Here is a 24,631-nt window from a genome sequence, read left to right on the forward strand (position 1 = left end):
CCGCGCCTCCTGTGGAGTGACCGTGGTGACAAGACGTAGCCGTGCGGGCTCGGTGCGCCACCAGATCTAGCATTGGTCTAAACCATGAGGGAAGAGCGGTCGGACGGTTCGGCCGATTTCGGCCCGCACCCGCCGCGCGGCGCGGGTGCGCTCAGCGCGCGCGGTAGAGGGCGTCCACGAGTGCCATCTTCCTTGGGTCGTCGGCGATGTGCGGGCCCATGCGGTTCATGACGTACCCCAGCGAGAGGCCCGCCTCGGGGTCGGCGAGACCGCAGGAGCCGCCGAAGCCGTCGTGTCCGAAAGCCCTCGGGTTGGGACCGTAGGAGCCATTGGGCCCGCTCAGCCACAACCCGAGGCCGATCTCCGTCTCGTGCTCGAACCCGGTGCCCAGCACCAGGTCCCGGCAGCTGCCCTGCCCCTCGCGCACCCGCTCGGCCGCCTCCGGCGAGAGCACCTGCCGGGAGCCGTACGAGCCCCGCCCGGCGAAGATCCCGTACAGCGCGGCGACCGCGCGGGCCGTGCCGTGACCGTTTGCCGCCGGGATCTCGGCCGCCCGCCACCGCGGAGTGTTGGCCCCGGTGGCTCCGACGACCGGATTGGCGAGGGCTGCCACCGCCGCAGGCGCCAACTGGGCGAAGACCGCCGCCTGTTCACTGCTCGACGCGACCGGCGGACGTACCAGCTCGGCCGCCCGGTCGGCCTCCTTCTCCGGCAGCCCGATGGTGAAGTCGATCCCGAGCGGCCCGGTCACCTCCCGCTCCAGGAACGCGCCCGGCAACAGCCCGGAGACCCGCCGCACCACCTCACCGACCAGATGGCCGAACGTGAGCGCGTGATACCCGGACCGCGTCCCCGGCTCCCACCAGGGCTCCTGCGCCGCCAGCCGCTCGACGGTCAGCTCCCAGTCGCAGAGCTGGGCCAAGCTGTGCGGCTCGCGCAGTCCGGCCAGCCCCGCGCGGTGCGACAGCAGATGCCGTACGAGCACGGATTCCTTGCCCGCCGCCGCGAACTCCGGCCAGTACGCGGCCACCGGGGTGTCGAAGTCGAGCAGCCCGCGATCGGCCAGGATGTGCGCGCAGAGCGAGGTCGGGCCCTTGGACGTAGACCACACGTTGACCAGCGTCTCGCGCTCCCAGGGCCGGGTGCGCGCCGGGTCGGCCCAACCGCCCCACAGGTCCACCACCGTCTCGCCGTCGAGCGTGACGGTCACGGCCGCGCCCAGTTCGCCGCGGTCCCGGAAGTTCTCCTCGAACGCGGTGCGCACCGCCGCGAAGCGGGCCTCGCAGTGGCCTTGAACGTCCGGCGCGGGCTGGGACATGGGACCTCCGTCATCCGTAGCGACACAGGCCCCGAACATACCGACTGGTCGGACTGGGGGGAAGCGGTGAGACGACATCCGTCTCCCGTGCGTACGGCGGCGCCCGTCGTCCCTTCACCCCGGGATCTTTCAGATGTTACCCAACACCCCTACGCTGCACGTGAGTTGACCACCGAGACGCAGGAGGCAGGGGGAGCACTCCGAGACCTCGCTGCCGCGGGCCGGCTGCGCGAGGCGGCCGCCTTCCCCGCCGTGCACAACGCGGCCACGGGCGACCCGCGCACCCGCTACACGGACGCGACGATCCGCCCCTGGTTCGTGATCTTCGACGGTGACGCCGCCACCTACGCGGGCGGCACCATCGACACCGCCTGGTACGACGACCGCCACTACCTCGTCGTGATGACCGACGGCCAGAACGTGCCCCCGGCCATCGACGCCACCAACCCCACCCAGGCCCAGGCCCTGGACCGCGTCACCCTCCTCGCCCACCAGCACGCCAGCGTGGTCTCGGCGGACTGGTACCCCCTGCCCGCCGTCCTGTCGACGGTCGTACCGCGCGGGAACCAGCGGGAGCTAAACGAAGAACATCGAACCGGTCGGTTCTTGCCGGCCCGTGACGAAGTGCCAGTAGTCACGGGTCTCCACCGCCAGACCGTCGGCGTCGAAGCGTACGAAGACGCAGCCCGCCAGGGTCGACGGTGCCCCGTCCTCCTCGGCGAGGACGCGGAACTCGGCGACCGCGCGGCCGTCCTGGGTGACGAGGGGCGGGGAGAAGCGGACATCGAGCGTCCGTTCGGAGGCGAACGACCAGCGTATGTACGCGGCGAGTTCGTCCCGGCCCCGGTGCGGCTCGCGGAACGGCATCGAGCGGTGGACGCAGTCCTCGGCGTACAGGCCGAGGATCGCCTCGACGTCGTGGGCCGCCCAGGCCCGCTCCCACACCCGGACGAAGTGCTCCGCGGCCTGGGTGGTTTCCATCGGACTCCTTGGTTCGCTCAGAGACCTGTCCTGCGAGACGAGTTCTCTCAGAGATACGAGGGCAGCCAGTTCAGCTGGGCCGCCTCCTGGTAGGTGCCGCCGCCCTCGTGGTCGTTGAAGTCGTAGACCTCGATCTTCTTGTCCTCGTGGTCCCATGCGTTGAAGGCCGCGAAGATCGTGGAGGGCGGGCAGGTCTGGTCCTCCAGCGCGACCGAGAAGAGGGCGGGCGCCCGGCCGCGCGCCGCGAAGTGCACGCCGTCGAAGTACGACAGTGTGCGCAGCACGTCCTCGGTGCGGCCGCGATGGGTCTTGAGGTAGTTGCCGATCTCCCGGTACGGGTGCCGGTCCGTCAGCGTCGTCGCGCGCGGGAAGTCGCACAGGAACGGCACGTCCGGCGCGATCGCGGCCAGGTCGGCGACCAGACCGCCCACCGCGATGGTGATGCCGCCGCCCTGGCTGCCGCCGACGGCCGCGGTGCGCGCCGCGTCGACCAGCGGATGCGAGCGGGCCGCCTCCACCGCGCGCACCCCGTCCGTGAACACCCGGCGGTAGTAGTAGTTCTCGGGAGCGTCGATACCGCGGGTCATGTACCCGGGGTACGCGGGCGCGCTGCCCACCGGGTCCGGGGTCTCGCCGCCGCCCCAGGCGCTGCCCTGGCCGCGGGTGTCCATCACGAAGTGCGCGAAACCCGCCGAGGCCCACAGCAGATGCGTGTGCGCGAGGCCGCGGCCGCCGCCGTACCCGACGAACTCGACGACCGCGGGCAGCGGGGAGTTCGCCCAGGCCGGCAGGGTGAGCCAGCCCTTGACCGGGTGCCCGCCGAACCCGGCGAACGTCACGTCGTAGACCTTGACGGTCTTGAGGGGGGTCTCGACGGGCTCGAAGCGGGCATCGAGGTCGTGCCCACGCGCCTCCTGGAGAGTTTTGGCCCAGAAAGCGTCGAAGTCCTCGGGCTCGGCGGACACGCTGCGGTACTCGCGGAGCTCGTCGAGGGGGAGGTCGAACTGGGCCATGAAGGACCACCTTTGACGTCACGGGTGCGGATGATCACACCGTACGTGGGCCGCCGCAGGGCCGCCAGGCCCCCTCGGTCAGCCGCCGGACCCGTGGGCGTCGGCCACGGTCCAGCTTGCGTCACGGGCAGTGGCCCGGCGGTCGTCGTCGGGCCTGCGCGACCAGCGGTTGACGTTCATGGTGGCCTCCTTCGCCGGGGCCCGACGTGGTGTCGGGCGGAACGAGCGCCACGCTAGGGAGTGCGGGCGCGCGGTGCCACGGCACGCGTGCACAGTCGGCCCGCCGGACACCACGGCGTGGCGGGCGGGAGGCGTTCTCGTGCACAACAGGGCGGCCCGGCCCCCTCACCGGTGCACAGTCCGGCGTGGGTTCGCCGTCCGGCACCGGTTCGCGCCCCGGCTCAGGCGGCCGGCAGGGAGGGACGGCCCGTGCCGGCGTGCAGGGCGAACGCCAACGGGCGTACGCCGCTGAGGGTCTGCCCGTGCTCGTTCCCGTCGAGCACGTCCGTCTCGTCCGGGCCCACCAGCAGGTCGCGCTGGATCAGCGGGGCGGCGGCCCGCAGGTGACTGCGGACCGTCACCGGCGCCAGGTCCAGCGCGGCGGCCGTCCGCCCGGTGTGGGTGTCGTTCTCCAGCCAGACGCGCAGCGTGCGCAGCAGATCGCGGCGGTCGGTCCGCAGCGGCTCGAGGAACGAGTCGGCCCAGGCGCGCACCTCGGGAGCGGACACCATCGCGGCGAAGTCGGCCGCCGGGTCGGCCGAGCGCGCGTCGTGCCCGTACTTCACGACGACCTGGAGCGCCGTCGAGACCACCACCCGGTTCAGGACCTGGCCGCGGTCGAGGCCGAGCAGATCGAAGCCCTTGTCGATGCGGTGCGTCACCGTGTTGCGGTGGATGCCGAGCAGGCGGCCGACGGCCGTGTGCTGGAACTCGAGCCCCAACTCCAGCGTCCGTACAAGTTGTTCGCGCGCCCCGGCCGGAAGGGTGAGCACCGGGCGCAGCAGTGTGCCCGCCCACCGTCGTGCCGTGGCCGGCGGCAGGACGTCCACGAGGTCGGGGCGCTGTTCGGCGAGCGCGACCCGGCCGGGCATCCGGCGCGCCGTCACCAGGGTGCCCGCCGCCTGCGTATAGGCGTCCGCCACCCTGCTCAGCGCGTACACCCGGCTGCCGCCCATGTGGTGTCCGGGCAGTGTGGCGACGACCTTCCCCAGCGCGTGCCGCACGCTGCGCGGAGCGTCCTCGTCCGTGGGCAGCGGATCGACCACGATCAGGTGATTGAACACCGGGCACCGCGCCAGCAGCGCACGTCCGGCCACCGCGTCCTCCGCCTGCCGGAGCGCCACCTCGCGGTCGTGCCGCGCGCAGTCGATCACATGGACACGCACCGACTCGGTCGCCAGCAGCCCCGGCGCCAGTCCGGCCATCACCCGCTGGGCCGCCACCTCCTCGCCCACCATCAGCAGTTGCAGGACGCTCAGCTGCACCTCGCGCCGGGCCTCCGTCAGTTGGTCCCGCAACCGGGCCTGGTCGATGAGACCCAGCACCTTCGCCGCGTGCCCCAGCAGATCGGTGCGTACGTCGTCGAGCGGACGGCGGCTGGTCACGGACAGCACCGCGGCAAAAGCGGCAGCGCTCAGGGGGAGCGACTCCGCCTGTGGGGAGGCGGTTCGAGGAGCCCGCCGAGCGAGGGCATCGGGTGCCGCGGCCAGTACACCGCGCAGGGGATCGCTGACCACCACCTCCGCGTCCACGGCGGCCGCCAGCCAGTCCGCGATCGGCTGCATCGCGTCCGTGTCGGCGCCTGCGTCGGTGAACCGGTCCGGAAGCCGGTTCAGCAGCGCGGTGAGCTGATCGGCGTGCCATTCGGCCTGCCGGTAGCGGTACTCGCGCAGCCGCGGGATCAGTTCGCGCCAGTCGCGCAGTGTCTTCGTCGTGGTCAGCAGCGGTATGCCGAGGCGGACGGCCGAGCTGCGAATCACCACGGGAACGGCCTGCGCGCCGTGCTCCCGGACCACCACGGCGAGTCCGGCGGCCCGCTGCCGCGACAGCTCACGCAGCAACGGCTCGACCCCCTCGTGCAGGGACGTCCGCCCGGAAACCCAGAAGTCACCGATCACCACCAGCGCGTCCCGCACATCTCCCAGCGTGCCGCCCGCGGTCGCGGCCAGGGACAGGGCGCGCACGGAATCCACCGTGCGGTCGGCCGTCGGACCCCCGTTGACGAAACGAAGGCAGAAGTCGGGCTCCTCGCACAGGCTGCTCAGCGTGGGCATGACGTCCTTCCCGTATCGATGGCTCACCGGCCGCTGCCGACACCGTAAGGGGCGTACGCCCGCGGGCTGCCGTCCGGGGTGCGCGAGCCACAGGTCAGGGGAAAGGGCCGGGTGGCCGGAAAGCGATGGCGGGACCCGCCCGTCAAGCTGTGTGCCGTCTCCACTCCGGCCCGGTGCGCGCCCAGTCCCGCTCCCACTCGGCGAGGCGGCGGCGGGCGGCGACCCGCTGTACGGCGAAGTGACCGCCGAGCACCACGGCCATGGTGCCCCCGGCGGCGAGCGCCCCCGTCGTCAGCGTGTGCTGCCAGATCGCGGTGTCGCTGACCGGTGGTCCGACGCTCCGGTCGTGCCGGTCCACCCAGATGTCGAAGCGGTCGCCGCGCTCCTTGCCGGCCGGGACCCGGGCCTCCCCGGTCCGTGAACCCTTGCCCGGCTCGGTCCAGCGCACCTTCACCGGGTACATGGGCTGCTTGCCGCCCTGCGGCGAGGGCACCGCCGCGGGCGCGGTCTCGACGAGCACGGCGCGTACCTGATGCCGCTGGGCCCGCTGCGCCGCCGCCCGCGCCTGCGCGCCGTCGTACACCCACCACCCCACCGCCGCCCCGGCCAGCGGCGCTCCGATGAACAACAGCACGGCTACGGCCAGCACCGTCCACGCCTCGACGACGTCCGAGCGGCGACGCAGCGGATTGCGGCGCCAGCGCCAACCGCGTACCCGGGCACGCATCTGCACCTCCTCGCCTCCGCGGTCCCGCCCGCGGAGGCCGAACGGACCCCGTACGGGGCCGCTCCACCTCTCCCGGCCCACCGCGCGCGGCCCCGCGCGTCGACCGGGAACCCCCGAGTCGATTTTCTCGCCGTACGCCTGATCCGCGCCCCCTGGGGGACCGGCGAATCACTCCGTGCAGCGAGCAGGGGTCACCATGACCTGTGCCCATCCTGCGGCGCTCGACGCGCACTGGAGGTCCTGATGTCGGCGAGCCGCACCGCTCCCCGAGACGAGGGTCTGCGCGCAGGGGCCGCTCTCTGACCGACGGCCTCAGCCGAAGCGTTCGATGCGGATACGGTCCACGGGCTGCCCGGCCTCCACCAGCAGCCGCGAAGCGTGCTCCGCGAACCCGTTGGAGCCGCACACATAGGCCTCCCACCCGCCGGGAGGCGACTCGGCCAGGAGCGGCGCCACATGCGAGGCCGCCAGCCGTCCCACGGCCACGCCCTCCGGGGCACCGCGCGTGAAGACGGGCGTGGTCTCCGCGCCGTACTCCCGTGCGTAGATGAGCTCTTCGGGGCTGCGCGCGGAGACGAGCAGCCGCAGCGGCACGTCCAGTGCGCGGGCGCGGTGGTGGCGCAGCATCGACATCAGCGGTACGACACCGGAGCCGGCGCCGATGAGCAGCGCGGGCCGGTCGCCGGGCCAGGCGAAGAACCCGCTGAGCGGGCCGCGTACCTCGACCGAGTCACCGGGCTCGGCCACCGTGTGGAACCAGCCGGAGACCTCGCCGCCCTCGACATGGTCGAGGGTCAGCTCGATGTGCCCGGCGTCGTCGGGCGGCGACGCGAGAGAGTAGTGGCGCTGCGCCACATAGCCGTCCTCGGCGGTCAGCCGCAGCATCAGGTGCTGTCCGGGCAGATGCCCCATCCACTCAGGTACCGCGAACCGGAACGTGGCGGCGCCCGGCGTCTCCCGGCGGATCTCGGTGAGCGTGGCGGTCTGCCAGGTGGCGGCGGCCTGCTCGCTGACGGCGATCCGCCCGGGCACGGCGAAGCGCGTGGGCGGGACGAACGGGTCGGTCATCGTCTCAGTCACCGGAGTAGCGCTGCTCTTCCCAGGGGTTGCCGCGTGCGTGGTAGCCGTTCTGCTCCCAGAAGCCCGGCTCGTCGTGGTCGAGGAGCCGCAGGCCCGCGATCCACTTGGCGCTCTTCCAGAAGTACAGGTGCGGCACGATCAGCCGCGCCGGGCCACCGTGTTCGGCGGGCAGCGGTTTCCCGTCGTACTCCCAGACGATCCAGGCGCGCCCGCCGGTGAGATCGGCGAGCGGGAGGTTCGTGGTGTACCCGGTGTGCGAGTAGGCGACCGCGTGGGTGGCGCTCGCGTCCGGGCCTGCGGCGTCCAGGAACGCGTCCAAGGACACACCCCCGAAGCGCACCCCGAACTTCGACCAGCTGGTCACACAGTGGATGTCGCCCTCGTACTCCGAGGCGGGCAGCGCGTGGGCCTGCTCCCAGCTCCAGGCGCGCGGCTCGGCCACCAGCCCGTCGATCCGCAGGCTCCACTCGGCGGCCGCCAGGTCGGGGGTGACCTCGGCGGACAGGACGGGCCAGTCGTCGCCCGCGTCGTACTGGCCGGGCGGCAGTCCCGGGTTGTGGACGCGGGCGCGGCCCGTGAAGTCTCGGGTGACGTTCATGGCGGTGGTGCCTCCAGGAGGCCGTCGGGAGCGGCGGCCCGCCGGTCGAGCGTGAACAGTGCTGACGCGTTTCGGAACAGTGTTTACGCATTCAACCGTACGTGGCCGTCGGCCGTGCTCCGGGCCAGGGCGGGGGCGGGGTCCCGGTCATTGCGGACGTATGAACTCTCCCGAGGCCCGGGAATAGCCGCGCCGTGATCTTCCTTGCCGATAGTGCCACTCCCGTGGCGGCGAAGGAGAGTGAGGGAGCAGATGCCCAAGGCGTACGTCTTCACCCGGTTCGGCGGCCCCGAGACCGAGGCTCTGGTGGAGCGGGACCGGCCGGTCCCGGGCCCCGGCCAGGTACTCGTCGCCGTCCGCGCGGCCGGCGTGAACCCCGTCGACTGGAAGCTGCGCACGGGGTACCGACTCCCCGGCGCCGCCGAGCTCGAACTGCCGGCCGTCTTCGGCAGCGAGGTCGCGGGAGTCGTCGAGGAGGTCGGCCCCGATGTGAGCGGGTTCACGGTGGGTGACGAGGTCTTCGGTAGTTCGGTGGCCGGCGGATACGCCGAGTACGCCCTGCTGCCCGCCACGGTGACCGCCCACAAGCCCGCCGGTGTCTCCTTCACGGACGCGGCGACGCTGCCCGTCGCGGCGGCGACCGCGTACGACGGCATCCGCCAGCTGGACCTGCCCTCCGGCGCGACCGTGGTGATCACCGGTGCGGGCGGCGGCGTGGGTGTCGCGGCCACCCAGATCGCGCTCGCCTTCGGGTTGCGGGTCGTCGGCGTCGCGAGTGACGGCAAGAAGGACTTCGTCGGGTCGCTCGGGGCCGTGCACGTCCCCTCGGGGCCCGATCTCGCCGACCGGGTGCGTGCGGCGGCGCCGGACGGGGTGGACGCCGTCTTCGACCTCGTCGGAGGCGAGGTACTGGAAGCCGCGGCGACGCTGCCGGCCGACCGCGCGAAGCTGATCACCGGCGCCGACCGGGCGACGGTCGCGCGGCTCGGGGGAGCACCCGTCGAGCGCGCCCGCACCGCCGCCGTCCTCGACGAGGTGGCGCGGCTCGTGGCCGACGGCAGACTCCGGCCCCTCGTGACCCGGACCTTCCCCCTCGACCGGGCCGCCGAGGCGCTGCGCGCCGTCGAGGACGGGCATGCGCGCGGCAAGATCGTGATCGAGGTCGCCCGATGAGCGACCGTCGCACCGCGGGTGTGCACCCGCTGGACAACCCGGCCCTCGGCTCGCTGACCGGCCCGCACGCCCACTTCGCCGAACGCCGCGGGCGCGTCCTGCGCTACCCCGTCGACGTATCGCCCTGGCTGGCCCTGCCCGACGACCCGGACGCCGACGACTGGGCCGACCTCGCCGCCCTCGTGGGCCCCGGCGGCGAGGCACCGCTGGCCGGCTTCGTCGGGCCGACCCCGGAAGGCTGGGAGGTGACCTTCAGCTTGGACGGCGTCCAGCTGGTCGACGACGGACTCGCCGCGGCGCCGGACGCGGAAGCGGTGCGGCTCGGCCCCGCCGACGTACCGGAGATGCTGGACCTGGTGGAGCGCACCCGGCCCGGTCCCTTCCTGCCGCGCACCGTCGAGCTCGGCACCTATCTCGGCATCCGGCGCGGCGGCGCGCTGATCGCCATGGCGGGGGAGCGGCTGCACCCGCCGGGCTGGACCGAGATCAGCGCGGTCTGCACCGACCCGGACTTCCGCGGCCAGGGCCTCGCGTCCCGGCTGATCCTGGCCGTCGCGCACGGCATCCGCGAGCGCGGCGAGACGCCGTTCCTGCACACCGCCGCCGAGAACACCAACGCCATCCGGCTCTACGAGTCCCTGGGCTTCAAGCTGCGCCGCACCACGCGCTTCCTGGCGGCCCGGGTGCCCGAACACCTGGCGGACGGGCAGACCGCGGGAGCCCGGTGACGACGGCTCAGTCGCGGCCCGGCGCCGCGGCCGCCGCGTTGTACCGCTCCAGATACGCGGCGAACCGTTCCAGGTCCGCCGCCGGCCAGTCCGCGAGCCGCTCGCGGAACGCGATCCGGCGGCGCTCGGTGACCTGGGCGAGGATCCGGGTGCCCGCCTCGGTCAACTGCAGCACCTGCACCCGGTGGTCCTCCGGGTCGAGCCGGCGCCCGATCAGCCCGGCCCGCTCCAGCGCCGCCACCTGCCGGCTCACCGTGGACTTGTCCAGCGCGTAGTACGTGGCCAGGTCGGTGGCACGACAGCCACCGCTCTCCTCCAGATGACCGAGCAGGGTGTACGAGACCAGCGACAGCTCCGGGTGCATCCGCCCCGCCGAGGCCCTGGCCCGGCGGGCGAAGGCCGTCATCTCGCGCTGGATGGTCTCGACGGCCGCGTCGGCTGCTTCCACGGGAGTTCCTTCCCTCTCTAGTTGTAGAGTACAACTTGAAGGGCGGAGGAAGGTGAAGGTGGGGGAGAACTCCGTCGCCGTCCGGCCGTTCCTGTATGGTTGCCGTCCCGGCTGCGGACCGCCCCAGCCGAGGAGTTGCCGAGGAGGTGGGACCCATTACCGCTGTGTCAGGTCGGGTGCTCTCACCTCAGGACAATGCGGATCGCCGCCTGTAGGTGACCGCGAGAGCGCCCTTCGGCTCACCGAAAGGCTCTCGGCTTCCATGCCCCCTCTTTCCGATTCCGTTGTCGCCACGCTCCGCTCCGCAGGCTGTGTCTTCGCCGAGGACGAGGCGGAGTTGATTCTCTCCACCGCCCGCACCCCGGACGAGGTCACCGCCATGGTGGACCGGCGCGTCTCGGGTCTGCCCCTCGAACACGTCCTCGGCTGGGCCGGGTTCCACGGTCTGCGCATCGCCGTCGAGCCGGGTGTCTTCGTGCCCCGCCGCCGCACCGAGTTCCTCGTCGACCAGGCCGTGGCCCTCGCGCAGGGCGCGTCCCTCGTCGTGGACCTGTGCTGCGGCTCCGGCGCGGTGGGCGCCGCGCTGGCCGCCTCCCTCGGCTCGCCCGAACTGCACGCCGCCGACATCGACCCGGCCGCCGTGCGCTGCGCCCGCCGCAATGTCGTGCCCTTCGGCGGGCACGTCCACGAGGGCGACCTGTTCGCTGCCCTGCCCGACACCCTGCGCGGCCGCGTCGACGTCCTCACCGCCAACGTGCCGTACGTCCCCACGGACGAGGTCGGCCTGCTGCCCTCGGAGGCCCGCGACCACGAACCGCTCGTCGCCCTCGACGGCGGCGCCGACGGCCTCGACATCCTGCGCCGCGTCACCGCCGAGGCGCCCGGCTGGCTGGCCCCGGGCGGCTGCCTCCTGGTCGAGACGAGCGAAGCCCAGGCACCCATGGCTGTCGAAACCTTCGCCGACAGCGGCCTGATCGCCCGACTCGAGGTCTCCGACGAGCTGTACGCCCACGTCGTGATCGGCACCAGGCCCTGATCACTGGGGCGCGCTCGTCCGGCATGCCGTGCTCGGCCCCGGACCGTCGGCCCGCCGCCCCGACCGCCTCGGGTGGCTGCCGGGCATCGGAGCCCTGACCCGAACCCGTCCCCGGCTCGTGGCCCAGGTGGCCCTCGGCTGACCTGACACGGCCCTGACGCGGCCCTCGGCGGAGTGAGCACCGTCATTGTGCAACTAGTTGCATAATGCGCCGACGGTCGTCTACAACAGACACACGACACCGCGTACGGAGGGCCCGATGAGCCGTTACCCGCATCTGCTGAACCCACTCGACCTGGGCTTCACCACGCTGCCCAACCGCGTGCTCATGGGCTCCATGCACGTGGGCCTGGAGGAGGCCGAGCGCGGCTTCGAGCGGATGGCGGAGTTCTACGCCATCCGGGCTCGCGGCGGCGTCGGTCTCATCGTCACCGGCGGCATCGCGCCCAACGACGCGGGACGGCCGTACGAGGGCGGCGCCAAGCTGACCACCGAGGCGGAGGCCGGGCAGCACGCGGAGATCACCGCCGCGGTGCACCGCGAGGGCGGGAAGATCGCGATGCAGATCCTGCACTTCGGGCGGTACGCCTACCACCAGGACCTGGTCGCCCCCAGCGCCCTGCAGGCCCCGATCAGCCCCTTCCCGCCGCACGCGCTCACCGACGCCGAGGTCGAGCAGACCATCGACGACTACGCCCGCGCCGCCCGGCTGGCCAAGCTCGCCGGGTACGACGGCGTCGAGATCATGGGCTCCGAGGGCTATCTCATCAACGAGTTCATCGCCGCCCAGACCAACCGGCGCGAGGACCGCTGGGGCGGCTCGTACGAGAACCGCATGCGCTTCCCCGTGGAGATCGTCCGGCGGGTGCGCGAGGCCGTCGGCGAGAACTTCATCATCATCTACCGGCTCTCCATGCTGGACCTGGTGCCCGGCGGCTCCTCTCTGGACGAGGTGATCACCCTCGCCCAGGCCGTCGAGGCGGCCGGAGCGACGATCATCAACACCGGCATCGGCTGGCACGAGGCCCGTATCCCCACCATCGCGACCTCCGTGCCGCGCGGTGCCTACACCTGGGTGACCAAGAAGGTCATGGGCGCCGTCTCGATCCCTCTCGTGACCACCAACCGCATCAACACCCCCGAACTCGCCGAGCAGTTGCTCGCCGACGGTCACGCCGACATGGTGTCACTGGCCCGCCCGATGCTCGCCGACCCCGACTTCGTCGCCAAGGCGGCGGCCGGACAGCCCGAGGCCATCAACACCTGCATCGGCTGCAACCAGGCCTGCCTCGACCACACCTTCAGCGGGAAGATCACCTCCTGCCTGGTCAACCCGCGCGCCTGCCACGAGACGGAGCTCGTCCTCGCCCCGACCCGGCTGCGCAAGCGCGTCGCCGTGGTCGGCGCCGGCCCCGCCGGCCTGGCCTGCGCGGTCTCCGCGGCCGAGCGCGGCCACGACGTCACGCTCTACGACGCCGCGAGCGAGATCGGCGGCCAGCTCAACGTGGCCCGCAAGGTCCCCGGCAAGCAGGAGTTCGACGAGACCATCCGCTACTTCCGCACCCAGCTCGAACTGCACGGCGTGGACGTCCGGTTGAACACCCGCGTCGCCGCCGAGGACGTCTCCGCCTACGACGAGGTCGTGGTCGCCACCGGCGTCAGCCCGCGCACCCCCGAGATCCCCGGCGTGGACCACCCCAGCGTCCTCGGCTACCTCGACGTCCTGCGCGACGGCGCCCCCGTCGGTGACCGGGTCGCGATCCTCGGCGCGGGCGGCATCGGCTTCGACGTCGCCGAGTATCTGACCGACGGCGGCGACAAGGCGAGCGAGGACCCGGCGACGTACTTCCGCCACTGGGGCGTCGACATGGACTACCGGGCACCCGGCGGCCTCGCCGCGCCCGAGCGGCCCGCCCCGCCGCGCACCGTCCACATCCTCCAGCGCAAGACCTCCAAGGTCGGCGCCGGACTCGGCAAGACCACCGGCTGGATCCACCGCACCGAGCTCAAGCAGCGGGGAGTCACCATGGTCCCGGGCGTCCAGTACGACCGGATCGACGACGCCGGGTTGCACGTCACCGTCGAGGGCCACAGCCAGGTCCTGGAGGTCGACACCGTCGTACTGTGCACCGGGCAGGAGCCGCGCCGCGACCTGTACGAGGAGCTGTCCGCGGCGGGTCGCAGCGTGCACCTCATCGGCGGTGCCGACGTGGCCGCCGAACTGGACGCCAAGCGCGCCATCAAGCAGGGCACGGAGCTGGCGGCGGCGCTGTAAAGGGGGGAGCCGTGGCCGGGGGAGTTGGGCCGGGGGGCGTCCGTCCGGCGTCCCTAGGATGACCCCATGTCACTCCCGCACGCGATCCTCACCGCCCTGCTCGAGAAGCCCTCGTCGGGCCTCGAACTGACCCGGAGGTTCGACAAGTCGATCGGCTACTTCTGGTCGGCGACCCATCAGCAGATCTATCGCGAGCTGGGAAAACTGGAGGCCGAGGGGTACATCCGCGCCCTGCCGTCCGAGCAGCCGGCGCGGGGGCAGAAGAAGAGCTACGAGGTGCTGCCGGCGGGCCGTGACGAACTGGCCCGCTGGACCGCCGCGCCGCAGGACCTCAAGCCGCTGCGCGACACGATGCTGCTGCGGCTGCGCGCCTCGGCCGTCGTCGGCACGGCGGGCATCGAGACGGATCTGCGGCGCCATCTCGCGCTGCACCAGCGTCAGTTGGCCGAGTACGAGGTGATTCAGGAGCGGGACTTCCCGCCGGGCAAGGACACTCCTCAGGACCGCCTGCGGCACCTGGTACTGCGGGCCGGAATCGATCTGGAGACCTTCTGGACACAGTGGCTGACACACGCGCTGGAGGAGTTCGCGCACCTCGGCGACCGGCCGCCCGTACCCGAAGAAGTACCTGGGCACGCATCCGAAGGCGTATGTGAGGACGTTACCGAAAAAGCGGCCATCCGGCGTGGGGCGGACGGACGGCCGCCGGTGTGACGGATCCCGGGATCAGAGCCGGTGGGGCTTGGCCCGGCGGCGCAGGAACCAGGCCGTCGCCACCACGCCCGTACCCACGAGCACCCCGCCGCCCACCAGAGTCACGGTGCCGTAGTCCCTGGAGGCCCCGCCGAGACCACCCAGTACGCCGCGCAACGGTGAGGCCGTCGCCGTCGTGATTCTGGGGGCCGAGGGGCCCGAGGGGGCCGAGACGATGATGGACTGGGTGCCGGCCGTCGTCCCGTCCTGGCAGACCACGACGACGGTATAGGTGCCGTTGCCGACGCTCGACCAGACCGCCGACTGACTGGCGCTCGTCCCGGTCAACGGCACTTGGCGCCCTTGGGAGAAGTTCACCTGTCCGTTTGCGAGCAGCGCGGCGTTGCCGAAACTGCTGCCGTTGCTCGGACAGGCGCTGGTGGTGACCGAAACGGCGGAACCGCTGGTGCTCACCGAGATGCCCGAACCGAAAGCGGCGGCCGACTGGGAGGCCAGGGTGAGCGGAAGCGCAGCGGCGGCGGCCACCGTGAGGCCGGAGCGGATAAGTATCTGAGTAGTACGCATAGGACTGCCCTCCAGCGGCACGGTTGGCGGTACATCCCATGCGCCGCCGAGGATTGGAAAGGCCCGTGCTGCCTCAGGGAGAGCCAATGCGCCTTCGGCCCGGCCCGCATGCGGACGGGGACCGGGCAGGTGACGAATTCCTTCGTCCGGCGGACGCCATGGATGCCACGTACGCCACGGTGGATGCGACCTGAAAGGTGGCTCGTCACCAGGTGCGGCCCGCCTGGAGCAGCCGCTCCCGGACGAGCGCCACATGCGGGTTGTCCGACGCGCCGGGCCGCTGGGTGAGGTACCCGGTGTTGATCGGCGGGTCCTCGGGGGACAGCAGCGGGACCAGCGCACCGGAGGCCAGGTCGGCAAGGCAGAGATAGCGGGGGAGCACGGTGATCCCGGCGCCCGCGACCACCGCGGCCAGCGCACCCCGCAGATCGGGCACCGTGATCGCGGCCTGCCCGGTCAGCCGTACCCCGAACACATGCCGCCAGTAGCGGCGGGCGATGGGCAGATCCTCGGCGTACGTCACCAGGGGCACCCCGTGCAGCGCGGTGGGCCCCTCGGCCGCCACCCGGTCGGGTCCGATGCGCTCGGCCCACCCCGGGGCGGCGACGAGCACGAACTCCTCGTCCATCAGCGGCACGGAGGTCAGAGTGCGGCCGCGCGGCCGGATGGTGGCGATCACGAGGTCGAAGCGGCCGCCGCGCAGCCCGTCCAGGAGGTCGTCGGTGAGACCGGTGGTGATCCGTAGCCGTACGCCCTGTGCGGTCAGCGGCGCGAGCGCGGGCAGTACGCGCGTGCACAGCAGCTCGGCGGGGCCCGCGAGGTGCACCGGGTCCGGCGGCTGCTGCGCACCGAACCCCCCGTGGTCCGCGACCACCGCGAGCGCGTCCAGGGGCGCCGCGACCCGCGCCGCCAGCTCGTCCGCCACCGACGTGGGCACCACCCCCCGCGGCTGCCGCTCGAACAGCACCCGCCCCACCTGCTCCTCCAGCGACCGCATCTGTGTCGTCACCGTCGGCTGGGACAGCCCGAGCAGTCGTGCGGCCGCGGTGAACGAGCCCGCGCGATGCACGGCGAGGAAGGTGCGCAGCAGGGAGATGTCCAGAGAAGGCGCCGAGGCATTGGCTTTGCTATGGGGCATACGAATCAGCCTATGTTCTGCCTATCGCCTATCGCCTATCGCCTATCGCCTATTGCCGTCGCCGCCGGTCGTCACCTTCCGCTGCGCCGAGTAGCCGCCCCAGGTCCCGTCCGGCAGTTTCGCCCTGATCCGCACCCGGTACGAGACCCCGGCGTCCCGTCCCACATAGAAGCTGTACGTGGACCTGCCGCGAGGCGGGGTGCCGCCCCACACGAGCGAGGTCGCCGGGTGGCCGTCCAGGTCGATCAGGTACTCCATGATCACTCCGTCCGTCCGCGGCGGGAGCCAGGAGAGGTCGAGGTAGTACGCGCCGTCCGCGCGGTGGGCGCCCGCGCGGAAGTCGCTCGGCGCGGTGCCCCGGCCGTCGTCCGTACCCGGCGCGGTGGTGAGCCGGACGACGTCGCTCGCGGGCGAGACGTTGTCCGCCGCGTCGCGCGCCCTGACGGTGAAGGAGTAGCCGGTGCCGGGGCGCAGCCCGGTGACCACGGTCGCCGTCTGTCCGCCGCCCACGCTGTGGATCTTCGAGCCGCCTTGGTAGATGTCGTAGGAGGCCACGCCCCGGGCGTCGGTCGACGGCGACCACTCCAGCTGGGCGGCGTGGCTCCCGACGGCCCTGCCGCGCGGTCGGCCGGGGCGGGTCGGGGGTGTGCGGTCGGCGGCGACCGCGGCCGGGGTGGTGGCACGCACCTGTTCGCTGGGCGGTCCGGGGTTCCCGTCGGTGTCCAGGGCCCGGACCGTGAAGACGTACGACGTGGCCGGGGTGAGTCTGGTGATGTCCACCATGTGCTCGCCGCCGGGCACGCGCTCGACCTTCGTGGTGCCGCGGAACACCTCGTAGGCGATGACCTCCGGGGCCCCGGAGACCCGGTTCCACATGACGTGCACGCTGGTCGCACTGCCCGCCGCCGCGGTGACTCCCAACGGGGCCGGGGGCAGTCGCCCGCTCGTGCCCCCGTTCGCGGCGCCGTCCCCGCAGGACGTCAGGGCGAGCAGCGAGCCGCACATCAACGCACACATCAACGCAAGGCAAACGCGCCGCACGGGGCCTGCCTTCCCTCGACGGGATTGGTCTGTACCTATAAGACATGGCTGACGCGGCCACATCAAGAGGGCGGCGGCCGTTCGTCGGACCGTCCTGCGGCTACGTATGCTGATCCCTGACGCGGTGTGAACTCACCCTCTTCGCTGGGGAGTTCGTGCCCTCGGCGCGGACCGCTGTCGTCGCTGATCCCGCGCCGGCGAGGGCGGTCGAGCGGCCCGAGCCGACCGCGGCTCGGGCCCTCGGCCCCAATGCGCCCGGCGAGCCCGCCGGGCCCGCCGAGCACCGTCCGGACCGACCCGTTCTTCTCCGAAGTTCTTCGCCGAGACCGCCGCCTGTCGGCACTCCGGCGGGCGGTACCTGAGCGAGCGCTTGTGGGGCCGGAGTTCCCAGGTCCTGAAGGGTCGTCAGACCGCCGCCCAGCCGTTGTCGACGGGCAGGATGGCGCCGTTGATGTTGCTCGCCGCATCCGAGGCGAGGAACAGGATGGCTGCGGCCTGCTCCTCGGCCTCGGCCGGGTTGCCGACATTGCCCATGTACGAGGCGAGGACCTGCGGGCCGAGGGCGTCGCGGTCGGCATCCACGGGCCGTCGACCTGCGCGCGGAGATCCAGGCCGCCATGCTCAACGCGGCCCTGCGCACGGCGATCGAGCAGTACGCATGGCGTACCCCCGAGGGGGAGCCCGACGCCGCGACGGCCGAGGCCGAGCTGGTGGCGACCGTGCGCTCGGCCCTCGCCGTCGCGGCGGAAGGACTTTCCTGATCAGACCCGGGATCACTGACCGGAGGGCTCACACCTTCCGGTAGGTGTACGCCTCCACGGCCGCCGCCTCGACCGCCGCGAGGTCGGCTCCCGTCGAGGCCGTGACGACCGCGGCCACCGCGCCCTCGACGAAGGGCGCGTCCACCAGACGGGAGTGGTCGGGGAGCTCGTCGCCCTCCGAGAGCAGGGCCTTGACGGTGAGCACCGCGCTGCCCAGGTCGGTGAGGACGGCGACCCCGGCGCCACGGTCCACGGAGGCGGCCGCCGCGGAGATCAGCTCGGCACTGGTGCCGAGGCCGCCGTCCACCGTGCCGCCGGCCGGGGCGACGGGTGCGATCGTGCCGCCGCCCGCGAGTCCCTTCGCCAACTCGGCGACAGAGGCGGCGACGGCGGCGCTGTGGGAGACGAGCACGATGCCGACGAGCTTCTCCGTCCCGTCCGGGGAGTCACTCATCGGAGGCCTCCACGAGAGCGGCGATCAACAGGGACGAGGACGTGGCGCCGGGATCCTGGTGCCCGATGCTGCGCTCGCCCAGATAGCTGGCCCTGCCCTTGCGGGCCTGCAACGGAATCGTCGCGACGGCGCCCTCCTCGGCGGCAGCGCTCGCCGCGGCGAAGGAGTCGGGGAGCGCGTCCACCGCGGGCACCAGCGCGTCGATCATGGTCTTGTCGCCGGGCGCGGCTCCGCCCAGCGCCATCACCGCGTCCACACCCGCGCGCAGCGCGTCCGTGAACTGCTCCCCGGTGACCTCGGCGGCGTCCCCGAGGGCCTTGCCCGTACGGCGGAGCAAGGTGCCGTACAACGGCCCCGACGCACCGCCGACCTTGGAGATCAGCAGGCGTCCGGCGAGCGTGAGAACGGCGCCGGGGGTGTCCGGTGCCTCCTTCTCCAGCTCGGCCACCACGGCGTTGAACCCGCGCTGCATATTGCTGCCGTGGTCGGCGTCGCCGATCGGCGAGTCCAGAGCGGTGAGCCGCTCCGCCTCGCGGTCCACGGACGCGGCGGCCGCCGTCATCCAACGGCGGAAGAAATCGGCGTCGAGCACAGAATCTCCTTGCGTGGTACGAACGTTGACCGGGCCGGACCGCGCCATCATGCCGATGTCGCCAGGGTTCACGCGCCCCAGCGCAGCCCCGGTGTCTTCACCGGCGCGTCCCACAGCCGCAGCAGCTCCTCGTCCACCTGGCACAGCGTCACCGAGGCGCCGGCCATGTCCAGCGAGGTGACGTAGTTCCCGACCAGCGTGCGGGCCACGGGCACCCCGCGCTCGGTGAGCACCCGTTGCACCTCCGCGTTGAACCCGTACAGCTCCAGGAGCGGTGTCGCACCCATCCCGTTGACCAGGAGCAGGACGGGATTGCGCGGGTTGAGGTCCTCCAGGATCGCGTGCACCGAGAAGTCGGCGATCTCCCGCGAGGTCATCATCGCGCGCCGCTCCCGGCCCGGCTCGCCGTGGATACCGACGCCGAGCTCCAGTTCCCCGGGCGGCAGGTCGAAGGTGGGGCTGCCCTTGGCAGGAGTGGTACAGGCGCCGAGCGCGACACCGAAACTGCGGGAGTTCTCGTTGACCTGCCGGGCCAGTGCCTCCACCCGCTCCAGCGGAGCGCCCTCCTCGGCCGCGGCGCCCGCGATCTTCTCCACGAACAGGGTCGCGCCGGTGCCGCGCCGCCCGGCGGTGTACAGACTGTCGGTGACGGCGACGTCGTCATTGACGAGGACCTTCGCCACCTGGATGCCCTCGTCCTCGGCGAGCTCCGTCGCCATGTCGAAGTTGAGCACGTCACCCGTGTAGTTCTTCACGATGAACAGCACACCCGCGCCGCTGTTCACGGCCGCCGCCGCCCGCAGCATCTGGTCCGGCACCGGAGACGTGAAAACCTCCCCCGGACAGGCCGCCGACAGCATCCCGGGCCCCACGAATCCGCCGTGCAGCGGTTCGTGCCCGGACCCGCCACCGGAGACGAGTCCCACCCTTCCGGCCACCGGGGCGTCCCGCCGTACGATCACCCGGTTCTCGACATCCACCGTCAGCTCGGGATGCGCGGCCGCCATACCCCGCAACGCGTCCGCGACCACCGTCTCCGCCACGTTGATGAGCATCTTCATGGATACCTCCTGATGAGACTAGCGGATGAGCCTCTGACCTCTATTTTTGCAGGTCAGGCCATGTTGGACTAGCGAATGATCTTGGCGGTTCATGTCGGTCGGAAGCGGGTTCCGGCGGTACTGATGCTGACCTGTTGCTGACTTTGGCGACAGGTTGTCAGATATGGCTGGCGTGCGTACGGATCGACCCGAGAAGCCTGCCCCGGGGAGTGCCGGCGCTGGGGATGCGATGATCATCTGTGCGGATGCGAACGGGAGCGTTTGCGGCTGTCCGGCTGCCGGGCGAAGTCTGGCCTCAGGGCGGACTGCAGAGACACTGTCTGACCGAGGGTTCATCGGAAGCGCGGAGGGCTCCGGTGCGAGCGTAGTAAGCACTTCGTGTCTCGATCCCAAACTCGGGCGTGTTCCCCATTCCCTGCAGGCCTGGTGGTGGAGAACTGTTGCGGCCCGCTGAACCGAGCATCCCCGAAATTCTGGCTGGCTGCCAGATGCCGTGAAGGGGGTCGGAAGGCAGGACGGCCGCAGCCTTGGCGGGGTTGCATTCAGTGGAGGGACTGTCAGGCAGTGAAACTTCATCGGGTGTTCCCGGCAGGGCATCGAATAGGGCCGGAAGGACTGGACGGAGGGGACTCGCTTCGGTGAAGCTTCCCTGGGAAGGTTCACGTTCGCTTCTGTCCCTGACCTCCCGGTTGTGCGGGCACCACCACGAAACGCCTATGAGAGAGGACGGAGATCAACATAGGCGGATGCGCGGCGATCTTCGTGCTGTGCGTGTGTGGGCTGCCGGTCGCCATCGGGGTGACGGAAGCGATCAGAGTGTCGACTCCGCGTAACTGGTCACGGACGCTCCACGTGGCGGCTGCCGTCCATGCGGTAGTCAATCTGTCAACCCAGGGGCAGGTGATCGGATCCCCGTGTCGGCTGTTCGGCGCGTCGTCTGCGCTCGGCCCACCTCGCGACCGGCGGGACGGTCAGTCCTGTGACGGAGAACATGATGCCCAGAGTGACCCAGCCTGGGCGTCCCCAGGTCAGACAGAGCTGCGCCAGGACGACCGGTGAGGTGGTTCTGACGAGGCCGGCGGCGAGATTGAACGTGCCTTGGTACTGGCCGTGGGCGTGGTCCTGGGCCAGCCCGTAACTGAGCTCGAACGTGCCGGCGGCGAACCATACTTCGCCCAGAGAATGAACGAGCACGGCGAGCGTGAGCAGGACGATCGCCATGACTGCGGGAGTGCCGGCCGCGGACGCGAACAGACAACAGCTGGCCAGGAACACGATGCTTGCTCGCCGGGTGATCCGGCCGGCGGAGGGCACGTCGACCACAGGACGGGCCGCCCGCACTTGGCACAGCACGACCATGGCTCCGCTGAGGAACAGCAGTACGGCGACCAGCCAGCGAGGCGCCGCCGTGTGTTCCACGACCCACAGCGGCAAGGCGATGGCGATGACGTCGTACTGGAAGGAAAGAATGCCGCTGAGTCCCGCAATGGCGAGGTAGGGGCGGTCGCGCAGTGCCTCAGTGCCCCGGATCTTCGGTTTGGGCGTCCCCTGCCGATCATCCGGCAACCGCAGGAGAAGCATCGCGGTCAGGACGAAGCTGAACGCGTTGGCCCAGATCAACGCGCTGTAGAAGCCCTGGGAGTCGGCCTGCAGGGCGAAACCGGAGAGCGCGATTCCCAAGGACACCCCCAGATTGGTGATCGACCGGAGGTACGCCCTGGTCCGCGCTCTGTGTTCGGGGGGTCCGACCTGGCCGATCAGTGCCCCGTTGACGGCCAGGGCACCCCGCTGCCCTGCTGTGACCCCGCAGATGACCACGACGAAGGCACCGATCCCGTGGACGAGAGGGAGTGCGGCCATGAAGACGGCCTGCAGCAGTTGGAGGGCGATGAAGACCCTTCGGGTTCCGAGCCGGTCCCCGAGGTGCCCGACCGGGATCGCGGAGGGAACGCCGAGGAGTGCTGCCGCCGTGAGGCACACGCCCACTGTCTGGGCGGACAGTCCGAGGCTGCGGGTGAAGAAGAGCATGCTGACGCTGGCGTAGAAACCGTTGCCCACCATGTTGACCAAGGTGGCGACGGCCAGGATTCGCACCGGCCCGGGTTCCGGAGCGATGCGCCTGATGGACGTGGGCATGTTCACTGGGATCATCTCCGGTTCCGCTACCGGCCGGAGCCGAAGGACTGGTCGATGAGGGTCCCGCGTGGTGTCCGCGCTTGATGCGGCGGCAGGAGCAGCCGCGTACACGGCAGGTGCTTGCCGGACATGGTGATGGCGGTGAGGTGTGGCATGGCTTCTGCTCTCTCAGCGAGGGAAGCCGCCGCGCCGGACCGCCGAAGGCGCGTACGCAAACGGCCGCCCGGATTCAGGCGGCCGCGGTACGTCAGGAATGCGGATGTGACCGGCGTCGCCCCTCAGGGGCTACGCCAACCGGAAGGGCCGAGTCGCATCTGCATGGCGCGACCATAGCAACGAGACCGGGGCTCGCGCCAACTGGTGCTGCAGTGGCTTGAGTTGGTGAAAATGATGGACTGGCACAACTCTCGCGTGGGTCAAGGATCAGGCGGGGTCCGCAGCCGCGTTGCCCCCCGTCACCACTGCCACCACCGGCCCCCGGGGCAGAGTCTCACGGTGTCGCAGCCAAGCTGCCAGGCCCACTGCGCCGCTCGGCTCCGCGGTGACCCCCGTACTGGTCCGCAGCAGTGCGGACGCTTCGACGATGGCATCCTCGTCGACGGTGAGTATGTCGTCGGCGAAGCGTCGGATGTGCGCCCATGCCAGCCGGCCCATGGATGGCGCACGCAGTCCATCGGCGACTGTGCGGTATGTCAGTTCGACCGGCCAGGAGGTCAATGCACCGCGGCGGAGACTTTCCGCGCCGTCGGCGGCGAGTTCGGGCTCGACCCCGATGACACGGACGGACGGGTGCTCGGCCTTCAGGACCGCGGAAATGCCCGCCAACTGGCTGCCGCTGCAGACAGGCACGAGGATCGCGGCCGTCTCGGGAAGGTCGTGCACGATCTCGAGCCCGACGGTACCGGCTCCGGCGATCGCGGCGAATTCGTCCGCCGGTACGAGCCGACCGCCGCTCTCCGCGCACAGGTCCGACGCCGCGCTCTCCCGCTGGGCGGGCGGAACGACGAGGACCTCGGCGCCGAGCCGCCGAACGGCGTCCACCTTCACCGGCGGCGCGGTGTCGGGGAGCACGGCAGTCACCTTGATCCCGTACAGCCGGGCGGCGTGCGCGATGCTGCGCGCGTAGTTGCCCGACGAGTGGACCACTATGTGCCGGACGGCGCCCTCTTCGGCCAGAACGGCCACGGCGTTGATCGCGCCCCGGATCTTGAAAGAGTTCGTGGGCTGATCGCATTCCAGCTTGGCATGGATCCCGTCGGTACCGATGACGGGCACCAGTTTGGTGTGATCGATGTGCGGCTTGATCCGTTCCGCTGCCGATTCGACGTCATGTGCCGACACCAGCTTCGGCGGGTTCGCCGCAGCACCGGCCTCGGCCGTCTCCTGGCGCACCCAGCGCCGGACACTGGCGGGCCGCATGTCCGTCCAGAGCTTCTCGATCCGGTCGAGGCAGTCCTCCCTGGGCTGCGGTTGCCCGACGGCCGACCAGCCGGCCGGTAAGGAAGCCGTGGACTGCCAGATCGAGTACTACTCCTCTTCGTTGACCACCACGTAGTTGAGCTCGTCCATGTGCGCTGTCCTCCGTTTTCCGATGTCATGCGCCGATCGAGGTGTCTCGCTCCCGCACCAGCCGGCAGATCTCGGCCCGGAGTTCGTCAGCCACCGGTCCGCTGCCGATCACCTGCCGGCTGGCCCCGCTCACCACATGGATCTCGGCGGAGTCCGCGCCCACCGCCAGGTACACGCTCAGACCCACCTTGGAAGCGCCTCGGTGGACCGGAACAGTGTGAGCGGTTCCGCCGCGGGGCAGGGTGAGCCGGTCGTGCTGGGCATAGGTGGTCGCTGTCACGGTCAGCGGCTGGGCCCTGTCCCGTCGGTTCTGTCCGGTCTGCGCGGGAAGGATGTCCTGTATGGGCACGCGCGCGTGGTCGAAACTGTCCAGGACTGCGTCCGTCGTGTGTCCGACCTGCCGGAGCAGCGGACCGGACCGCAGGTCCAGTACGACGGGAACGATGTTGGTGAAGTTGCCGACGACCGCCTCGTAGCCTTCGGGCGGTCGCATCGACACCGAGAGCCCGATGGCGATCCGGGACTGCCCCACAAGATGCCGCAGCGCTCTGCCGAGACAGGTCAGGATCACTGTGAACGGGGTGGCGGCCGCGTGCCGGGCGAATCGGAGCACCTCGCGCCAGTCGTCCGGGGCGATAGGCACCGTCCGGACAGTCTCGATCCCGGTGACGTCGGTGTGCGCCGAGGTCGGCGGGATGCTCGACGGGATCTCGTCGGCTCGCGCCCGCCAGAACGCCACATCGCGTTCGTAGGCAGCGCTGCCCGCGTACTCGACTTGTTCGGCGACGAAGTCCTCGTACGACCGGTGAGCCTGCCGACGGGTGCGGGCAGGCCCATACTTGCGGGAGGCGTTTGACTGCGCCATGCCGATCGCTTCGGCTATCTTCCGCCATTGGATGCCGATCTCGCGGGCGGCGGTCACCGCGTCGCGCTCGGCCTACCGGGCCTCCG

23 protein-coding genes and 4 pseudogenes are annotated in these 24,631 nt (G+C 71.4%); 7 read left to right on the forward strand and 20 right to left on the reverse strand.

Annotation, left to right across the window (positions count from 1 at the left end; translation table 11 throughout):
- Positions 1-151: 151 nt before the first annotated feature.
- Complete coding sequence (locus tag OG747_RS43845; RefSeq protein WP_405884936.1) at positions 152-1,318, reverse strand: serine hydrolase domain-containing protein; 1,167 nt, start codon at positions 1,316-1,318, stop codon at positions 152-154.
- A gap of 198 nt (positions 1,319-1,516) precedes the next feature.
- On the opposite strand from OG747_RS43845, the pseudogene OG747_RS43850 reads away from it, so the two are divergent.
- Positions 1,517-1,882, forward strand: a pseudogene (locus OG747_RS43850) (hypothetical protein); the annotation flags it as partial.
- A gap of 12 nt (positions 1,883-1,894) precedes the next feature.
- On the opposite strand, the gene OG747_RS43855 reads toward OG747_RS43850, so the two are convergent.
- From OG747_RS43855 to OG747_RS43880, 6 genes are all read right to left on the reverse strand, one after another.
- A complete protein-coding gene (locus OG747_RS43855) occupies positions 1,895-2,299 on the reverse strand; it encodes a nuclear transport factor 2 family protein (RefSeq protein ID WP_405884938.1) in 405 nt (134 codons plus the stop codon).
- Between the two features lie 47 nt (positions 2,300-2,346).
- Positions 2,347-3,312 carry an acetylxylan esterase gene (locus OG747_RS43860; protein ID WP_405884939.1) on the reverse strand — a complete coding sequence of 322 codons (966 nt, stop codon included), beginning with the start codon at positions 3,310-3,312 and terminating at the stop codon, positions 2,347-2,349.
- 401 nt (positions 3,313-3,713) lie between these two features.
- Positions 3,714-5,585, reverse strand: a complete 1,872-nt coding sequence (locus OG747_RS43865) for a helix-turn-helix domain-containing protein (protein ID WP_405884940.1) — start codon at positions 5,583-5,585, stop codon at positions 3,714-3,716.
- Positions 5,586-5,727: 142 nt separating this feature from the next.
- Positions 5,728-6,312: a hypothetical protein gene (locus OG747_RS43870; protein WP_405884942.1), complete on the reverse strand. Its 585-nt coding sequence runs from the start codon at positions 6,310-6,312 to the stop codon at positions 5,728-5,730.
- 312 nt (positions 6,313-6,624) lie between these two features.
- Positions 6,625-7,380 (reverse strand): ferredoxin reductase, encoded by a 756-nt coding sequence (locus OG747_RS43875; protein ID WP_405886011.1) that lies wholly within the window; start codon positions 7,378-7,380, stop codon positions 6,625-6,627.
- Positions 7,381-7,384: 4 nt separating this feature from the next.
- Entirely contained in the window at positions 7,385-7,990 is a 606-nt protein-coding gene (locus tag OG747_RS43880) for a sulfite oxidase-like oxidoreductase (protein WP_405884943.1), read from the reverse strand.
- A 252-nt stretch (positions 7,991-8,242) separates the two neighbouring features.
- On the opposite strand from OG747_RS43880, the gene OG747_RS43885 reads away from it, so the two are divergent.
- Together OG747_RS43885 and OG747_RS43890 are read left to right on the forward strand one after the other, a co-directional pair.
- Positions 8,243-9,163 (forward strand): NADP-dependent oxidoreductase, encoded by a 921-nt coding sequence (locus OG747_RS43885; RefSeq protein WP_405886013.1) that lies wholly within the window; start codon positions 8,243-8,245, stop codon positions 9,161-9,163.
- Entirely contained in the window at positions 9,160-9,891 is a 732-nt protein-coding gene (locus OG747_RS43890; RefSeq protein WP_405884944.1) for a GNAT family N-acetyltransferase, read from the forward strand. The genes OG747_RS43885 and OG747_RS43890 overlap by 4 nt, the downstream gene beginning before the upstream one ends.
- A gap of 7 nt (positions 9,892-9,898) precedes the next feature.
- On the opposite strand, the gene OG747_RS43895 is transcribed toward OG747_RS43890, so the two are convergent.
- A complete protein-coding gene (locus OG747_RS43895) occupies positions 9,899-10,339 on the reverse strand; it encodes a MarR family winged helix-turn-helix transcriptional regulator (protein WP_405884945.1) in 441 nt (146 codons plus the stop codon).
- A gap of 262 nt (positions 10,340-10,601) precedes the next feature.
- Here OG747_RS43895 and OG747_RS43900 point away from each other — a divergent pair, with 262 nt between their 5' ends.
- From OG747_RS43900 to OG747_RS43910, 3 genes and pseudogenes are all read left to right on the forward strand, one after another.
- Entirely contained in the window at positions 10,602-11,375 is a 774-nt protein-coding gene (locus tag OG747_RS43900; RefSeq protein WP_405884947.1) for a putative protein N(5)-glutamine methyltransferase, read from the forward strand.
- Positions 11,376-11,634: 259 nt separating this feature from the next.
- Positions 11,635-13,650: an FAD-dependent oxidoreductase gene (locus OG747_RS43905; RefSeq protein WP_405884948.1), complete on the forward strand. Its 2,016-nt coding sequence runs from the start codon at positions 11,635-11,637 to the stop codon at positions 13,648-13,650.
- A gap of 66 nt (positions 13,651-13,716) precedes the next feature.
- Positions 13,717-14,256 (forward strand): annotated as a pseudogene (locus OG747_RS43910) (PadR family transcriptional regulator); the annotation flags it as partial.
- Between the two features lie 120 nt (positions 14,257-14,376).
- Here the strand turns inward: OG747_RS43910 and OG747_RS43915 are convergent.
- The 4 genes and pseudogenes from OG747_RS43915 to OG747_RS43930 all read right to left on the reverse strand — a co-directional run.
- Positions 14,377-14,928 carry a hypothetical protein gene (locus tag OG747_RS43915; RefSeq protein ID WP_405884949.1) on the reverse strand — a complete coding sequence of 184 codons (552 nt, stop codon included), beginning with the start codon at positions 14,926-14,928 and terminating at the stop codon, positions 14,377-14,379.
- Between the two features lie 205 nt (positions 14,929-15,133).
- Complete coding sequence (locus OG747_RS43920) at positions 15,134-16,066, reverse strand: LysR family transcriptional regulator (RefSeq protein WP_405884950.1); 933 nt, start codon at positions 16,064-16,066, stop codon at positions 15,134-15,136.
- A 42-nt stretch (positions 16,067-16,108) separates the two neighbouring features.
- Complete coding sequence (locus OG747_RS43925; protein ID WP_405884951.1) at positions 16,109-17,083, reverse strand: fibronectin type III domain-containing protein; 975 nt, start codon at positions 17,081-17,083, stop codon at positions 16,109-16,111.
- Positions 17,084-17,512: 429 nt separating this feature from the next.
- Positions 17,513-17,689: pseudogene (locus OG747_RS43930) on the reverse strand (SDR family oxidoreductase); the annotation flags it as partial.
- Positions 17,690-17,724: 35 nt separating this feature from the next.
- On the opposite strand from OG747_RS43930, the gene OG747_RS43935 reads away from it, so the two are divergent.
- Positions 17,725-17,868 carry a hypothetical protein gene (locus tag OG747_RS43935; RefSeq protein ID WP_405884952.1) on the forward strand — a complete coding sequence of 48 codons (144 nt, stop codon included), beginning with the start codon at positions 17,725-17,727 and terminating at the stop codon, positions 17,866-17,868.
- 28 nt (positions 17,869-17,896) lie between these two features.
- On the opposite strand, the gene OG747_RS43940 is transcribed toward OG747_RS43935, so the two are convergent.
- The 8 genes and pseudogenes from OG747_RS43940 to OG747_RS43975 all read right to left on the reverse strand — a co-directional run bounded on the left by OG747_RS43940 (position 17,897) and on the right by OG747_RS43975 (position 24,602).
- Complete coding sequence (locus OG747_RS43940; RefSeq protein ID WP_405884953.1) at positions 17,897-18,322, reverse strand: PTS-dependent dihydroxyacetone kinase phosphotransferase subunit DhaM; 426 nt, start codon at positions 18,320-18,322, stop codon at positions 17,897-17,899.
- Positions 18,315-18,914, reverse strand: coding sequence for a dihydroxyacetone kinase subunit DhaL (gene dhaL, locus OG747_RS43945; RefSeq protein WP_405884954.1), 600 nt, complete (start codon positions 18,912-18,914; stop codon positions 18,315-18,317). The genes OG747_RS43940 and dhaL overlap by 8 nt, the downstream gene beginning before the upstream one ends.
- 68 nt (positions 18,915-18,982) lie before the next feature.
- The gene (gene dhaK / locus OG747_RS43950; RefSeq protein WP_405884955.1) at positions 18,983-19,975 is read right to left on the reverse strand and encodes a dihydroxyacetone kinase subunit DhaK; all 993 of its coding nucleotides are present in this window, start codon (positions 19,973-19,975) and stop codon (positions 18,983-18,985) included.
- Positions 19,976-20,860: 885 nt separating this feature from the next.
- Positions 20,861-22,111: an MFS transporter gene (locus tag OG747_RS43955; RefSeq protein ID WP_405884956.1), complete on the reverse strand. Its 1,251-nt coding sequence runs from the start codon at positions 22,109-22,111 to the stop codon at positions 20,861-20,863.
- Positions 22,112-22,137: 26 nt separating this feature from the next.
- On the reverse strand, positions 22,138-22,266 hold the full coding sequence (locus tag OG747_RS43960) for a hypothetical protein (protein ID WP_405884957.1): 129 nt from the start codon (positions 22,264-22,266) through the stop codon (positions 22,138-22,140).
- Between the two features lie 268 nt (positions 22,267-22,534).
- The gene (locus tag OG747_RS43965; protein WP_405884958.1) at positions 22,535-23,530 is read right to left on the reverse strand and encodes a threonine/serine dehydratase; all 996 of its coding nucleotides are present in this window, start codon (positions 23,528-23,530) and stop codon (positions 22,535-22,537) included.
- Between the two features lie 57 nt (positions 23,531-23,587).
- Positions 23,588-23,632: pseudogene (locus tag OG747_RS43970) on the reverse strand (hypothetical protein); the annotation flags it as partial.
- A 73-nt stretch (positions 23,633-23,705) separates the two neighbouring features.
- Positions 23,706-24,602: a condensation domain-containing protein gene (locus OG747_RS43975; RefSeq protein ID WP_405884959.1), complete on the reverse strand. Its 897-nt coding sequence runs from the start codon at positions 24,600-24,602 to the stop codon at positions 23,706-23,708.
- Between the last annotated feature and the right edge of the window lie 29 nt (positions 24,603-24,631).

Source organism: Streptomyces sp. NBC_01384 (assembly GCF_045040035.1).
Lineage (GTDB): Bacteria > Actinomycetota > Actinomycetes > Streptomycetales > Streptomycetaceae > Streptomyces.